The 13638-nt window shown below is 44.7% G+C and carries 14 protein-coding genes; 9 read left to right on the forward strand and 5 right to left on the reverse strand.

Going from position 1 to position 13638, the window contains the following annotated elements; all coding sequences use genetic code 11:
- Positions 1–2 precede the first annotated feature (2 nt).
- Positions 3–716: an ATP-binding cassette domain-containing protein gene (locus T494_RS0110860; RefSeq protein ID WP_028506324.1), complete on the reverse strand. Its 714-nt coding sequence runs from the start codon at positions 714–716 to the stop codon at positions 3–5.
- 255 nt (positions 717–971) lie between these two features.
- Between T494_RS0110860 and greA the strand changes: the two genes are divergently transcribed.
- Both greA and lysS read left to right on the forward strand, forming a co-directional pair.
- A complete protein-coding gene (gene greA / locus T494_RS0110865; protein WP_028506325.1) occupies positions 972–1448 on the forward strand; it encodes a transcription elongation factor GreA in 477 nt (158 codons plus the stop codon).
- A gap of 26 nt (positions 1449–1474) precedes the next feature.
- On the forward strand, positions 1475–3052 hold the full coding sequence (gene lysS / locus T494_RS0110870) for a lysine--tRNA ligase (protein WP_028506326.1): 1578 nt from the start codon (positions 1475–1477) through the stop codon (positions 3050–3052).
- Positions 3053–3160: 108 nt separating this feature from the next.
- On the opposite strand, the gene T494_RS14035 is transcribed toward lysS, so the two are convergent.
- The 3 genes from T494_RS14035 to T494_RS14220 form a co-directional block, all read right to left on the reverse strand.
- On the reverse strand, positions 3161–6346 hold the full coding sequence (locus T494_RS14035) for a hypothetical protein (RefSeq protein WP_028506327.1): 3186 nt from the start codon (positions 6344–6346) through the stop codon (positions 3161–3163).
- A 203-nt stretch (positions 6347–6549) separates the two neighbouring features.
- Entirely contained in the window at positions 6550–6720 is a 171-nt protein-coding gene (locus tag T494_RS13925; protein ID WP_155984098.1) for a toxin-antitoxin system HicB family antitoxin, read from the reverse strand.
- A gap of 95 nt (positions 6721–6815) precedes the next feature.
- Positions 6816–7208, reverse strand: a complete 393-nt coding sequence (locus tag T494_RS14220) for a hypothetical protein (protein WP_028506328.1) — start codon at positions 7206–7208, stop codon at positions 6816–6818.
- Positions 7209–7296: 88 nt separating this feature from the next.
- Between T494_RS14220 and T494_RS14225 the strand changes: the two genes are divergently transcribed.
- The 3 genes from T494_RS14225 to T494_RS0110900 are packed head-to-tail and all read left to right on the forward strand — an operon-like array spanning position 7297 to position 8794.
- Positions 7297–7629, forward strand: coding sequence for a hypothetical protein (locus T494_RS14225; protein ID WP_028506329.1), 333 nt, complete (start codon positions 7297–7299; stop codon positions 7627–7629).
- Between the two features lie 44 nt (positions 7630–7673).
- Positions 7674–8243 (forward strand): hypothetical protein, encoded by a 570-nt coding sequence (locus T494_RS0110895; protein WP_028506330.1) that lies wholly within the window; start codon positions 7674–7676, stop codon positions 8241–8243.
- 17 nt (positions 8244–8260) lie between these two features.
- Entirely contained in the window at positions 8261–8794 is a 534-nt protein-coding gene (locus tag T494_RS0110900; RefSeq protein WP_028506331.1) for a hypothetical protein, read from the forward strand.
- Positions 8795–8838: 44 nt separating this feature from the next.
- On the opposite strand, the gene T494_RS0110905 is transcribed toward T494_RS0110900, so the two are convergent.
- Complete coding sequence (locus T494_RS0110905; protein WP_028506332.1) at positions 8839–10149, reverse strand: phenylacetate--CoA ligase; 1311 nt, start codon at positions 10147–10149, stop codon at positions 8839–8841.
- Between the two features lie 275 nt (positions 10150–10424).
- Between T494_RS0110905 and T494_RS0110910 the strand changes: the two genes are divergently transcribed.
- The 4 genes from T494_RS0110910 to T494_RS13050 all read left to right on the forward strand — a co-directional run bounded on the left by T494_RS0110910 (position 10425) and on the right by T494_RS13050 (position 13575).
- Entirely contained in the window at positions 10425–11126 is a 702-nt protein-coding gene (locus tag T494_RS0110910) for an acyl-ACP thioesterase domain-containing protein (RefSeq protein WP_242836437.1), read from the forward strand.
- Positions 11127–11223: 97 nt separating this feature from the next.
- Complete coding sequence (locus T494_RS0110915) at positions 11224–11883, forward strand: hypothetical protein (protein WP_028506334.1); 660 nt, start codon at positions 11224–11226, stop codon at positions 11881–11883.
- A gap of 188 nt (positions 11884–12071) precedes the next feature.
- Positions 12072–12938 carry a methylenetetrahydrofolate reductase [NAD(P)H] gene (gene metF, locus T494_RS0110920; protein WP_028506335.1) on the forward strand — a complete coding sequence of 289 codons (867 nt, stop codon included), beginning with the start codon at positions 12072–12074 and terminating at the stop codon, positions 12936–12938.
- On the forward strand, positions 12919–13575 hold the full coding sequence (locus tag T494_RS13050) for a vitamin B12 dependent-methionine synthase activation domain-containing protein (protein ID WP_037344736.1): 657 nt from the start codon (positions 12919–12921) through the stop codon (positions 13573–13575). The genes metF and T494_RS13050 overlap by 20 nt, the downstream gene beginning before the upstream one ends.
- Positions 13576–13638 lie beyond the last annotated feature (63 nt).

Consider the following 13638-nt stretch of genomic DNA (forward strand, 5'->3'; position numbering starts at 1 on the left):
CCTCAGCTCCTTTCACACGGTCTGGGTGTCCTGCTGCCCTTTATAAGCGTGGGAAGTATCTCCTGCGCCGAGCCGCTGTTTTCAACCTGACCCTTGGATATAACGATTATCTCGTCGGCGATCTCAAGTATTCTCTCCTGGTGGGAAATTATCATGAGAGTGCCGTTTATCTTGTTTTTGACTTCCTTGAATACGTCCACCAGACCTGCAAAGCTCCAAAGATCAATGCCTGCCTCGGGTTCGTCAAAAATGGAAAGCTTAGTGCCTCTTGCAAGCACCGTGGCGATCTCTATTCTCTTTATCTCACCGCCTGACAGTGAAGCGTTCACCTCACGGTCAATATAATCGTTTTTGCAAAGTCCCACCTTGCCAAGCAGCTCGCAGATCTCGTTCTGCTTCAAAGGTTTTCCTGCCGCCAGCTCCAGAAGATCACGCACAGTCAGCCCCTTGAACCTTACCGGCTGCTGGAACGCATAGCTGATCCCAAGCTTAGCCCTCTGCGTAATGTCAAGTCCGGTGATGTCCTCACCGTCAAAGAATATCCTGCCATCTTCGGGAGTGATAAGACCTGCCACAACCTTGGCAAGAGTTGTCTTTCCCCCTCCGTTGGGACCTGTGATAACTACCAGTTTGTTGTCCGGAATCTCAAGGCTGACATTGTTGAGTATCTCTCTGCCGTCCTCAAGACTCCATCTTATATTTTCAAGTCTGAGCATTTTTTACTTTCCATCTCCTTAAATATGCCTTTTGCAGACCGTTCCGACCTGCTGTCTTGTATAGTATACCACGTTAATAGGATTCAGTCAATAGGAAATATGACAAATTTAGTGCCTTTTTCCCTTTTATTTTTGCACCTGCGAGCAGCCGAAAGCCTTGACAAATGGGGGAAAATAATGTATAATTACATTTTGACAGTATCCCTGTTTTAAACGTGTCGTTAAAAGTTTTTTTAGATTTAGGAGTGATATATCATGGCAAATGCCAAGACAGTTTCAAGAGCCGGTTACGAGAAGCTTCAGGAAGAAAGAGAATACCTTGTTACCGTCAAGCGTAAAGAGGTAGCGCAGAAGCTGAAGGAAGCCCGTTCTTTCGGTGACCTTTCCGAGAACGCCGAGTACGACGAGGCAAAGAACGAACAGGCTATCCTGGAATCAAGGATCAATGAGCTTGAACTGCTCATTGCCAATGCCATCGTAGTTGAGGATCACGAGGTATCCACAGACGAGATCGGCGTAGGCTCTATCGTAAAGATCAAGGATCTTGAGTTTGATGAGGTGGAGACACTTCAGATCGTCGGTTCCACCGAGTCCGATCCGGACAACGGAAAGATCTCCGACGAGTCCCCTATCGGCAAAGCAGCTCTGCGGAAAAAGGTTGGCGATATTTTTGAAGTGGAAGCTCCCGCAGGACTGATAAAGTTCGAGGTGCTGGAGATCACAAGACAGTAAAAAGCTGATAGGAAAGGAAAATCCACATGAGTGAGGAAATGATAAATAACGCCCCCGAGCAGGAAGAGCTTACCGCCGAGCAGGTCAGCAGCCTGCGTCAGGTAAGGATAGCAAAGCTTGATGAGCTTAAAGCTGCGGGAAAGGATCCGTTTCAGATCACAAAGTACGACGTGACCACAAGCTGCCTTGACGCTAAGAACGACTATGAAAAGCTGGAAGCCGAGCTTAAAGCACAGGCAGGCGAGGACGAGGAAAAGCTCATGGAGCTTTTGGAAAACAACCGCATCACCGTCAGCATTGCAGGACGTGTAATGTCCCGCAGACTTATGGGAAAAGCAGGCTTTCTCGATCTTCGTGACAAATCCGGCAAGCTCCAGTCTTATGTAAGACGTGACGATGTGGGCACCGAGTCTTTCCAGGACTACAAAAAAGGCGACATCGGTGATATCGTAGGCATAAAGGGCTACCTGTTCAGAACAAAAATGGGAGAGGTATCTGTCCATGCACAACAGATCACACTGCTGTCCAAGTCATTGCTGCCCCTTCCGGAAAAGTGGCACGGGCTCACCAATCAGGACGTGAGATACCGCCAGAGATATACCGACCTTATCTGTAATCCCGAGGTCAAGGACACCTTTATCAAGCGTTCAAAGATCATATCTTCCATAAGAAGATATCTTGACGACCAGGGCTTTATGGAGGTTGAAACACCAATGCTGGTGTCCAATGCCGGCGGTGCCGCAGCAAGACCCTTTGAGACCCATTACAATGCTCTCAATGAGGATGTTAAGCTGCGTATCAGCCTTGAGCTTTACCTGAAAAGGCTTATTGTCGGCGGACTTGAAAAAGTGTACGAAATAGGAAGGGTTTTCAGAAACGAAGGCGTAGATGCAAGACATAACCCCGAGTTCACACTTATGGAGCTTTACCAGGCTTATACCGACTACCACGGCATGATGGATCTGACAGAAAATATGTTCAGACACGTTGCCATGGAGGTGTGCGGAAAGACCTGTGTTCCTTACGGGGAGTATGAGATAGACCTGGGTAAGCCCTTTGAAAGGCTGACCATGATAGATGCAGTGAAGAAATACTCCGGCGTTGATTTCAATGAAGTTGCCGACGACGAGGCTGCAAAGAAGCTTGCCAAAGAGCACCACGTGGAATTTGAGGACAGGCATAAAAAAGGCGATATCCTCAACCTGTTCTTTGAAGAGTTCGTTGAACAGCACCTTATCCAGCCTACATTTATTATGGACCACCCTGTTGAGATCTCACCTCTTACCAAGAGAAAGCCCGACGCTCCCGACTACGTTGAACGATTTGAGCTGTTCATCACCGGAAGAGAGATGTGCAACGCTTATTCCGAGCTGAACGATCCTATCGACCAGAGGGAAAGATTTAAGGCACAGGAGGAGCAGTTTGCAGCAGGTGACGAGGAAGCAAATCATACCGATGAGGATTTCCTGCGTGCGTTGGAAATAGGAATGCCTCCTACGGGCGGTATCGGCTACGGCATTGACAGACTTGTAATGCTGCTTACCAACTCCCCCGCCATCAGAGACGTGCTTTTGTTCCCGACGATGAAGACACTGGACAAATAAAAGCAGTAATAAAAACACAGAGGACAGTTTAGCAACTGTCCTCTTTTTTGTACCGCTGATATTGCTCTCCAAGCCTTTTAATTGTCCGTTTTTTTGTACTTTTATATTTTATTTCTTTATTGTCTTTGAAACTTCTACTTTGGTTTCCGAAACAGTCTTATCAGCTTCGGTTGTCTTAGAGCGGTTATTTGAGGTGAGCTTTTTGATCTCGTCACCTGTCATATACTCCTCCTTGATGAAGTTCTTGAACAGATCCTCGCTGCCTTTCTTCTCGGAGATTATGTGGCGCAGACCTTCACGGTCCATGGATCTTATAAGTTCTGTAAAGGAGTTTGATGTCATAATGTCCACAACAGCTTCATCGTACTGCTGCTGAGTTTCGGGAGAGTTTACCTTGTTTTTCATCTCGGGGAACTTCTCGCAGATCTTATCAAACAGAAGGTTTCCGACGCTTGCGGAAACAAACTGCTTCTCATCTTCTGTAAGAGTATTATCGCCATTTTTCAAAGCTACCTCGGAGATGTTGAACAAAGCCTCCGACTTGTTGAAAAGGAACAGCTTATCTCTGTCAGAGCTTGAGCTGAGCATCTGCTCCTGGATCATTTCACGCTCGTTATTGACCTTATTGCGCACTACTTCAATATCTATCCCCTTAATGTTGTTCACATGGTCAAGGTCGTTGCACATCTGTCTATCGTCCATATAGATGCGTGCATTGTCAGCGGCTACCTTTGCGCTCTCAAGAACCAGCTTATATTCGTCGTTACCCTTCAGACCTGCACTCTGTGCCATGTACTTATCAATAGTATCGCTCAGCACCTTGGTCTTTTGCTGAACATCCGATATTGCCTCGGTAACATTGGAATATCTGGACATTTCCAGATCATATGGAGTATTCTGAGTCTCGCTTTCAAGGTTGGAATAGGGAGAATTATTCACAGCCTTCCACATCTTATAGCTGTTTTCAAAGTCATCAAGAGCCTTGAGAATATCTGTGTACGCCTTTTTTGATACCTTTGCGTTCTTGCCATTATTTAGTACCATTCTGAGCGTTTTAAGTTCCCGGTCGGGAGCAGCTGTGCCCTCGATGGTCTTTGCATCTTTTGCCCCATTTCCCTTTGCCACAGGGAAAAGACTTCTGCCTGCTTCGTCAAAGCTGCTGAGCTTAGCCCTCAGCGCATCGTTCTTCTCCTGACCAAACAGCGAGAAATCATTATCATCCTTATCATCCTGAACATTCTTGAAAGATGCTACCTTGTTGCTGTTTGCAGCAATAGCACCCATATTCTTCTTGAACACTGCATCGTTTATAGCTCTGAACGAATTATATATCTCCTCAGGAGTCGTTCCCATTGCAAGGAAGTTCTCCACGCCCATTCTTCTGATCTCATCCATAGCAGCCGTGTTATCGATAGTGTTTTTAAGGACAGTAATCTCACTTGTCCCCGGGGGATAAGCGTGAACATCAGCATACTTATCCTTACGCAGCTGCATAAGTGAGATAAGATTTGAAAGAGCAGACTCTGCAGCCACCCGGCGGATCTTATTATCTGAGATCTTCTGCGGATCGAGATAGTACATATAGTAATCTATCTCTGCATCTGTCCTGGCATCGCCCTGGGTGTAAACTGTTCCTGCCGGCTTGCCCATAGCCGCTGCAATGTCCATTCCCAGACCCAGCTTATCATTGAGCACATTCAGATCCCTTATCAGCTCGCTTTTTTCCACCCATGAATCCAGAACATAGCCTTCGTCAAAAAGGGTTCTGAGAATGCTCTTTCCGCCCTCTTTCTGACAAAGTATCCCGGGAAGGCTCTTCAGCGACTCCTCAGCCTCTTTCCGGCCCTGGGGAGACATTCCCTTCTTTGTCAGTGCAATCAAGGTGTTTGCGTGTTTTTCAAGCTCCAATGCCCATGGCTTCCCGTTGAAATCTATCTGTGCAAGTCTGGAAAGCTCATAGCCAAGATCCTTGATATACCTGTCGCCTTCAAGTGACTGATCCTTTACCAGTCTCGGATCGTTCTTGGCGCACACCTTTGAAGGATAGTACGTATCCAGATTTCCCAGGTTGTAACCGCCGTCAGGACCGTAGCTTGTGACATTACAGCCAAGCTTTTTCTCCAGAGCCTTGGTATCCATAACAGAAAGGCTCATAACGCCCTGGGTCGTCACATTTCCCTCTGAGAGTTTTCCGCCTGTGATCCTGAACGTATCGTACACAGGAACATCGATCTTTACGTTTCCCTCAGCATCAACCGAAATAACGTCGTTGTTGTCCTTGTAGTCGGGTTTTGAGATACTGCCCTGACTGTACTGAGGAACATTCAGATCCTGCAGCCAGTTAAGTGATATACCCATAGGGTTAACGTTTACAAAAGTGGTGGCATCCACCTGCTTCTGATGTACCTCATGACCTAAATGGTAGAGCTGCTCAACAGTCATGTAATGGGTGGTGTTCCCCTTTTCGTAAACAGAATCCTCGTAGCGCAGACTGCCGTTTTTATCAATACCTGTGATGGTGATATAGTGACCGTCAACAACTACTGCTACCGGTGAATGGTCAACTTTGACAGCGTTGCTGATCGTCTCGGTAAGTGTCTTGATGACCTCGTTCTTGTGATGATCCCTGATATCTGAAATTCGCTGCGCAGTCATTTCCACAGGACTTCCTGTCATTGGGTCCGAAAGTGCGATAGAATCCATCGCCAGCGGCGGCAGTGTCAGACTTACCATAGCGGTGTTTGGGACCACCTGAGAAAGCATATCCACATTATATGGTATCTCCATAGCAGTGTCGGCGTTTCTCATATACCACAGATTCTGAGCCGCAGGCGTCCTTGCATCTTCACTCTCAGCGTAGTCAGGTCTCCATGCACGGATCTTCTCCTGGGACAGGTCTACACCTCTGCTCTTGAGGAGCAAGGAATATGCGCAGGACCAGCAGCCGTTTGAGCTTGTCTGATGGTCAGGGTATGTAAGATTTGAAAATCCTGTGTAACCCCCGGTCTCATCAGTCTGAGGGATAGGGTGATCCTTGCCCTGGGAAAGATCCTTCATAGCCTTCTTGTTGAGTCTTTCGATCTCACGGGCTGTGGCGATCCTTGCTTTGAGGTATTCAAACTCATCCCGATTGAGGTTGGAAGCATTTTCGTTAAAAAACTTCAAAAGCAGCTGCAAATTGCCCGAGTTTATTACCTCGGCAGTCAAACCGCCCTCTCTTAAAACAGGCGCATAGCCTGCATTTCCAATATTTGTGAACGGTATAAACGGTTTTGGATTATCATTTGCCGGCATATTTATCACTCCTGTTTGAATTGATCTTGTTTTCGGCTATCTGTAAATAATACCCCTTTTATGTGCGTTTGGGTGCAAAGAAATATGATTTTCTTGAATTTTGTTGTAATTATTACCCGCACCGGGAATAAATCTCCCCCCCTTGGCAGCCTACATAGGATAAACAAAAAGGACAGCCACAAACTGTCCTCTTTTTTGTACTCTTATATATCTTCTTCCATATTGTCAATAGCATATTTCAAGCATTGCATAACAAGCTGATTGAGTGATAGATTGTTTTCAAATGCAAGTTCTTCGAGCTGCTCAACAAACTCCTTTGGCAGTCTGAAAGTCTTGGTAACGTACTCATTGTAGCCTTTTTGCAGTTTAAACATATCGATCACACTCCTTGTAATTATTATGTATTATAATTTGTTGAAAATAAACAATAGCTTTATAATATATTTATAATATATTTATCTTGCACAAATCAAGAGATAATGTTATAATAAAAATGCAAAAATTTGACAAGGGAGTTGAATACAATGAAAAAGAGGTTATTAACAATATTATTGTCATTAACGCTTACAGCGTCCTGCCTCACCGCCTGCGGCAATAGTTCAAGCAACGCAGACGAGAGCAAGGCGGAGGACTCGTCATCAGAGGTTGAAACTACCACCACAACGATTTCTGACTGCTCGTCAGAAGTGGAAACAACTACGACCACTACAACTGCCGAAACAACTACAACAACTGCGGAAACAACAACGAGCAAATCGGAAACAAAACCCGAGACCACCACGACAACCACGCAAGTCACTGCACAGGCGACTACAAGAGCAACGACCAGAGCAACAACACGAGTAACGACCAAAGCAACCACACGGGCAACCACCAAAGCGACAACTAAGGCAACAACAAAAGTAAACAAACAATCAACTAAAGTTACACAGGATAATAACGCAAAAATTATGGAAATACAGAGATACTATAATGATATGATTGATATTAAACAAGGAACACTTAACTATTATCGCTCGTTAATAACCGGTGGCTCATCGTATACATATGATAGTGAAATATCACAGTTACGTAATAAACTATCTCTTCTTGAACGTACACCAGGAGGTGCAGTAGAAGCTTCATGGGTTAGAAGCCAGTTAAACTATTATGAGGAATTGGCTCAGCAAGCACGATTAAACAAGTCCTATCAACAAGAAATCAATGAAATCCAAGAGGAAATCGATGATCTTATCGCTGAAAGGGATTGGGAAATAAGTAAATTACGAAATGGTACAAAATAATTGATGTAAGTAAAATGCTTAGCTAGACAAAGGAGTTGAACACAATGAAAAAGAGGTTATTAACAATATTATTGTCATTAACGCTTACAGCGTCCTGCCTCACCGCCTGCGGCGACTCTTCATCAACAGCAGATGTTGACAATAACAGCACAAAGAAAGCTGAAACATGGCAGGAAACTACTACTACAACAAAAAAAGAAGAGATCAATGAAAAAATATATGATTCCTCTAAATTCAGTATATATTACTGGGGCAGTGATGTCCATATTGTCGATGATGTAAATGCAAGTTATGTAAAAATAAATCTTAAATTTGATAATAAAACTGATAATTTCACAAAGCTTGAATTAGGCAGTATTGATAGTGTAAATATTAACAATATGAGCATACGTGCGTCTATAATTGGTAATGTAGATAAAAACAGTTCCGAACAAGCATATATCTTCATTGAGGGTGGCGACTTAAAATCCTCAAGAATTAACAATGATAATCTTAAAGATGTTTCTTTTTCCGTGGATTTCCAGCAGAATGACATTTCTGTTAATCAAAATCTAAAACTAACTTATGGGTACAAAAGCGTTGAAGAAACGAATACCCTTACAGTAAATGTTTAATTAGGAGATGATTTATTATGTATACTAGAAAAATAAAATTTTGGATATTGCTAATTTGCGTTGTAAGCAGTTTATTTATGCTGATAGGTTGTGAAAAAAGCAACAACAATGAGAACAACCCAACGGTTGAAACCGATAATCTGAAAATAACTTACAATGGTCACGCTGAAAAAGATATTGGCGTTGGTATTGACAAACCCCATGCCGCCGGTTATAAATTTAAACTTAAAATAGAAAACAAGTCTGATAAAAAAATAGAATACTATGTAGAAAAGCTCATTGTTGATGACGTAACATTAGAATTACATTATATGGATGAAAGTTGCAAAGGTAAACTCGATCCAAATGAGAAAAAAATTGACGATGTAGGAATACTAAAAGAAAAAATCGAAAATGCAGATATAGACATAGATAAAATCAAGAAAATCGAATTATATTTAAAAGTTGGTGAACAGGATCAAAAAACTGCAAATGGTAAACGATTTGAATTAGGAGTTTCTGATCCAAACTACCCACTCCTCGAAGCCCCAAAAATCGTTTTTGAGTTCTAATATTAAGAAAGAGGACAGCCTAAACTGTCCTCTTTTTTGTACACTTATTTACCCTCGCTGCGCAGGTCAACTATCCTCTTTGCCTTGCCTGCAAATCTTTCAAGAGAGTTGAAATCCACAAGGGTTATCTTGGTCTGAATGCCAAGCACCGTCTTCATGTCATGGGTGATGCGGTCGTGCAGCTCTTCAAGCTTTGGATAATTCTCTATCATCTCGTGGCTAAGCGTGTTTGAAAGCTCCACCTTTATTTCAAGATGATCCGCAAAGTTAGACCTTGTCAGTATCAGCTGATAGTGCGGTGCTACCTCGTCAAATCCCATAAGCACCGACTCGATCTGTGACGGGAATACGTTTACTCCCCTGATCTTCAGCATATCGTCCGAGCGTCCTCTCGGCTTTGCCATTCTCGCAAACGTTCTTCCGCACTTGCAAGGCTCATAATCTATCTCTGTGATGTCCTTGGTACGATAACGCAGGATAGGTATGCCCTCTTTTGAAAGGGTGGTAACAACAAGCTCTCCCTCGCTGCCCTTGTCAAGCACATCGCCCGTCTTTGGGTCGATGATTTCCGCAAGGAAATGGTCCTCGTTGATGTGCATTCCGCATCTTTCCTCGCACTCGCCCGATACACCCGGTCCCATAAGCTCGCTCATACCGTAGTTGTCCGTTACAAACATTCCCAGAGTCTTTTCTATCTGGTCTCTCATCTCAACTGTGCAGCCCTCAGAGCCGAGCAGTCCCAGCTTGAGGTTTATCTTGTCAAGCACGCCCTTTTCCTTTGCCAGCTCACCTATGTACTGTGCATACGACGGCGTGGAAACCAGCGTGTTTGTGCCAAAATCCTGCATAAGCATTATCTGTTTTTCGGTGTTTCCGCTGGAGGACGGGATAACCGTTGCGCCTATCTTTTCAAGGGCGTAATGCAAGCCCAGCGCACCTGTGAAAAGACCGTAGCCAAAGCATATCTGTACAATGCTCTCATCGCTTGCGCCCGCAGCCATAACAAGCCTTGCCATACAGTCGCTCCACATATCAAGGTCAGCCTTGGTATATCCCACAACAGTAGGCTTTCCTGTGGTACCCGATGATGCGTGTATACGTGTTATATTTTTAAGGGGCTGAGCAAACAGCCCGAAAGGGTAGGTATCCCTCATGTCCGCCTTTGTGGTGTAAGGTATGTACTGAATGTCCGAAAGCTGCTTGATCTTGTCCTCGTTCACACCTGCCTCGGTGAGCCTCTTGTTGTAAAAAGGCACATTGTCCATGCAGTATTTTACAAGGTGTTTCAGCTTTTTCAGCTGTATCTCCTCTATCTGCGCTCTTGTCATTGTTTCAAGTTCTTTTTGGAAAAACATAATCGCTACTCTCCTTTAACGTTTTAAAGCACCTAATTATTATAACACAGTGCGACAACTTTTTCAAGTACCCTGCTATACAAATTTCTGCACTTGATTTTATGCAAGATTCATTGTATAATGTAAAGGTAAGCTGTCTGAGAACAAGTGCCATGATCCTAAAAGGCTTTTATTGTGCAGTGTCCGTCCTGCCTGGCATGATTCTTACGCATCTGTCGCAGCAGCTGTATCTCGGACCTAAAACAGCGAAAAGAGTGATAAAAATGATATACGAAATGAAAAGAACTGTTCGGTGCAGTCAGATAGGTGAGGACGGCTCTATGCGAAACAGTGCCCTTGTGGACTTTATGCAGGACTGCAGCTTAAAACACCTTGACAACGAGCCTGTTATGACGCCCTATTTCCGAGAAACAGGCTGTATAATGTTTCTTATCTCCCGCCAGCTTGACATAGTGCGCAAACCACGGCTTGACGAAAACGTCACAGTAAAAACATGGACCTATGAGCTTAACAGGCTTTACGGCTTCCGAAATACCGTTATTTATGCCGAAAACGGGGACATTCTTGTCAAGTGCATAGCAGGCGGCTGCTTTATCGACGCAGGCAGTATGCGCACCACCAAAGTGCCTCAGGAAACCATTGACAGAGTGATCAAGGAGCCTAAGCTTGAAGATATGGAGTATCTTTCAAGGAAAATAGCTCTGCCCGATACCCAGCCCCGGGTATTTGACCCGGTGAAGATAAACCGCTGCTTTATCGACATGAATAAGCACGTCAACAACGCACGCTATATCGACATAACCGACGAGTTTCTCCCCGACGACGCCGACGTAAAGCGTATCCGCTGCGAGTATAAGCTCCCCGTTCGCCGTGACAGCGTGGTCATTCCCAAAGTCTACACCGCACAGGAAATTGTTACCGTTGACCTGTGCTCACCCCAGGGCAAAAGCTACGCCCTGGTGGAATATACTTTTTGATTTTAGTGCTTTGTCAGCCTCTACCGTTGACAAAGCATTATTTTTGTGATATAATATTAACATATTATTAAAACTTTTTTTGATAGGAGGCAGCCGTATGGGTAACTATATCAGAACATCAAAGCACCCTAAAAGTATCCGTGCTATCCAGCTGCTGTCCTATCTGGCTCTGCTGACTATTCTCGCCACTGTGGTGTCGTTCATCTACTTCAGCCTGAACAATTCCGGCAACCGTGACAGCTACATATTCTTTTTCATAACCTTTTTTATAATTCTTTCCGGCTCACTTAATTCGGCGATAGGCATATCCCTGCCCAACTCGGGAAAGTTCGAGTATTTCAGACCTGCGCTGTTCTCATTTGCGATCTGTTCCTTTGTAGGTGTTATAAATGGCATAAAGGAGCTAAGCTCCCACGAAAGTGACTTTTCCGACCGAAGTCTTGCATTATTCTATACGGTGTTTTTCCTGATCTGCCTTTTTTCCGACATCTTTATCCTGCATTTTTTTGCAGATAAAATGTCACGCAAGATCGCCGTCTGCTCCTGTATAGTCCAGATGCTGGCTATTATGCTGCACATCGGGATCATAGTTTATTCCTTAGTCGATCGCCGTAAAATATTCCCTAACTATACCACAAAACAGATGACTATGTACTTTATGTGCAATGTGATAATGCTCATTGCCGTCGTGACCACCCTGCTGGTGGTGCTTATAAAGCCATCTCTTTACGGAAAGAAAAGCACCGACGAAAAATAAAACCAAAGCGTCCTCTTGTAGGGCGTTTTTTTGTACCCTTAAATTTTGTGTACAATTTTCTGTACAAAGCATCTGTCCCGTCGCCAAAGTCCCCACGATTGACAGCTGAATATAAGTGTGGTATAATAACAAACAAAAATCAAACAGTACAACCCTCTGTCTGATATTATGAAAACGAGGTGCAAAGCATGAGAACATCTGCTTTATTTGAAAATAAGCCTGTATTTTCCTTTGAGGTCTTTCCCCCAAGACCGAACGTGCCCATTGAAAGCATTTACAATACCCTTGACGACCTGAAGGACCTTACCCCGGATTTTATCAGCGTGACCTACGGCGCAGGCGGCTCCCAGCCCGGAGCGTCCACAGCGGAAATATGCCGGAGAATACAAAGTGAGCATAATATACCGTCTATCGCTCACCTGCCCTGTATCAACGAAACAAAGGAATCTGTACTGCAAAAGCTGGATGACTTTCGCCAAAAGGGTATAGAGAATATCCTGGCTCTGAGAGGGGATAAAAATCCCGAATTGCCACCTCAGAACGATTTTAAATATGCAAGTGATATAATTGATTTTATAGCGCAAAACGGCGACTTTGATATTGCCGCTGCCTGCTATCCCGAGGGGCATCCCGAATCCCCCGACCTTGAAACCGACATCGCCCACCTGAAAGAAAAGGTGGACGCAGGTGCTTCCCATCTTATCTCCCAGCTTTTCTACAACGACCGTGATTTTTATAACTTCCGTGAAAAGTTGGTTCAAAAAGGGATCAACGTCCCCGTTGAAGCCGGCATTATGCCCGTTACCTCAAAAAAATCCATCGAACGAATGGTTTCCCTTTGCGGTGCTTCTATCCCAAAGCGTCTGGCAAAGCTTATGGCACGCTACAGCTCCGACCCTGCGTCCCTTAAAGCAGCAGGACTGGAATACGCTATAATGCAGATACTCGACCTGCTTGAAAACGGCGCAGACGGCATACATATCTATACAATGAATAATCCCGACGTTGCTCGGTATATAATGGAGCAGATAAAAGATGAGATCGACAGACCTTGACCGCAGCGAGATAATGATGTATATGGGGACCCCGAAGCTTGACGACAAGCTTTCACAAATGCTTGACAGCTGTACAGATCAGCTTTGCAAAGCCTCCCAGCCACGGACAGTATACCGTGTGCTTGATGTTGAACATACACCAAACGGAGTCCTTGTTGGCGGTATCCCCCTGGAAGGCAAAGACATTGCCCTTCACCTTGAAGGCTGCGAAAAAGCTGTCCTTATGGCAGCTACCCTGTCTTCGTCAGTGGATACCCTTATCCGGCGTGCACAGCATGGGGATATGACCAAAGCACTGATGTACGACGCAGCCGCAGGCGCAGCAATAGAGTTCGTGTGCGGCGAGCTTGAAAAGGAAATAAAGCACGCCAACCCATATCCGTTCTATACCGCAAGGTTTTCCCCGGGCTATGGCGACCTGCCTATCACCCACCAGAAGGAAATATTGAATGTCCTGGACGCAGCCCGTAAGATCGGTCTTACAGTTACCAATGCCCATACCCTGCTGCCACTTAAATCCGTAACCGCTATAATAGGACTGTCAAATTCTCCGGTAAATGACGCACGCCGCTTCGGCTGCGCTAAATCCTGTTCCGATTGTCCCTATAATAAAACCTGTAAAATGCGAAAACCATAACATAAATCAGAATTTGCCGCCGCGGCGGCACGCTTGTCCGTCGCATATCGGTTTGAGCAGGCA

Source organism: Ruminococcus sp. FC2018 (assembly GCF_000621805.1).
In the GTDB taxonomy this organism is placed as follows: domain Bacteria; phylum Bacillota; class Clostridia; order Oscillospirales; family Ruminococcaceae; genus Hominimerdicola.

Excerpts from the sequence above, each read along its gene's own strand:
- T494_RS0110905 (WP_028506332.1), bottom strand. The coding sequence starts at position 10,149 with ATGTTTTTCCAAAAAGAACTTGAAACAATGACAAGAGCGCAGATAGAG.
- T494_RS0110860 (WP_028506324.1), bottom strand. The coding sequence starts at position 716 with ATGCTCAGACTTGAAAATATAAGATGGAGTCTTGAGGACGGCAGAGAG.
- lysS (WP_028506326.1), top strand. The coding sequence starts at position 1,475 with ATGAGTGAGGAAATGATAAATAACGCCCCCGAGCAGGAAGAGCTTACC.
- T494_RS0110900 (WP_028506331.1), top strand. The coding sequence starts at position 8,261 with ATGTATACTAGAAAAATAAAATTTTGGATATTGCTAATTTGCGTTGTA.
- T494_RS13925 (WP_155984098.1), bottom strand. The coding sequence starts at position 6,720 with ATGTTTAAACTGCAAAAAGGCTACAATGAGTACGTTACCAAGACTTTC.
- T494_RS14225 (WP_028506329.1), top strand. The coding sequence starts at position 7,297 with ATGGAAATACAGAGATACTATAATGATATGATTGATATTAAACAAGGA.
- greA (WP_028506325.1), top strand. The coding sequence starts at position 972 with ATGGCAAATGCCAAGACAGTTTCAAGAGCCGGTTACGAGAAGCTTCAG.
- T494_RS13050 (WP_037344736.1), top strand. The coding sequence starts at position 12,919 with ATGAGATCGACAGACCTTGACCGCAGCGAGATAATGATGTATATGGGG.
- metF (WP_028506335.1), top strand. The coding sequence starts at position 12,072 with ATGAGAACATCTGCTTTATTTGAAAATAAGCCTGTATTTTCCTTTGAG.
- T494_RS0110895 (WP_028506330.1), top strand. The coding sequence starts at position 7,674 with ATGAAAAAGAGGTTATTAACAATATTATTGTCATTAACGCTTACAGCG.
- T494_RS0110910 (WP_242836437.1), top strand. The coding sequence starts at position 10,425 with ATGAAAAGAACTGTTCGGTGCAGTCAGATAGGTGAGGACGGCTCTATG.
- T494_RS14035 (WP_028506327.1), bottom strand. The coding sequence starts at position 6,346 with ATGCCGGCAAATGATAATCCAAAACCGTTTATACCGTTCACAAATATT.
- T494_RS0110915 (WP_028506334.1), top strand. The coding sequence starts at position 11,224 with ATGGGTAACTATATCAGAACATCAAAGCACCCTAAAAGTATCCGTGCT.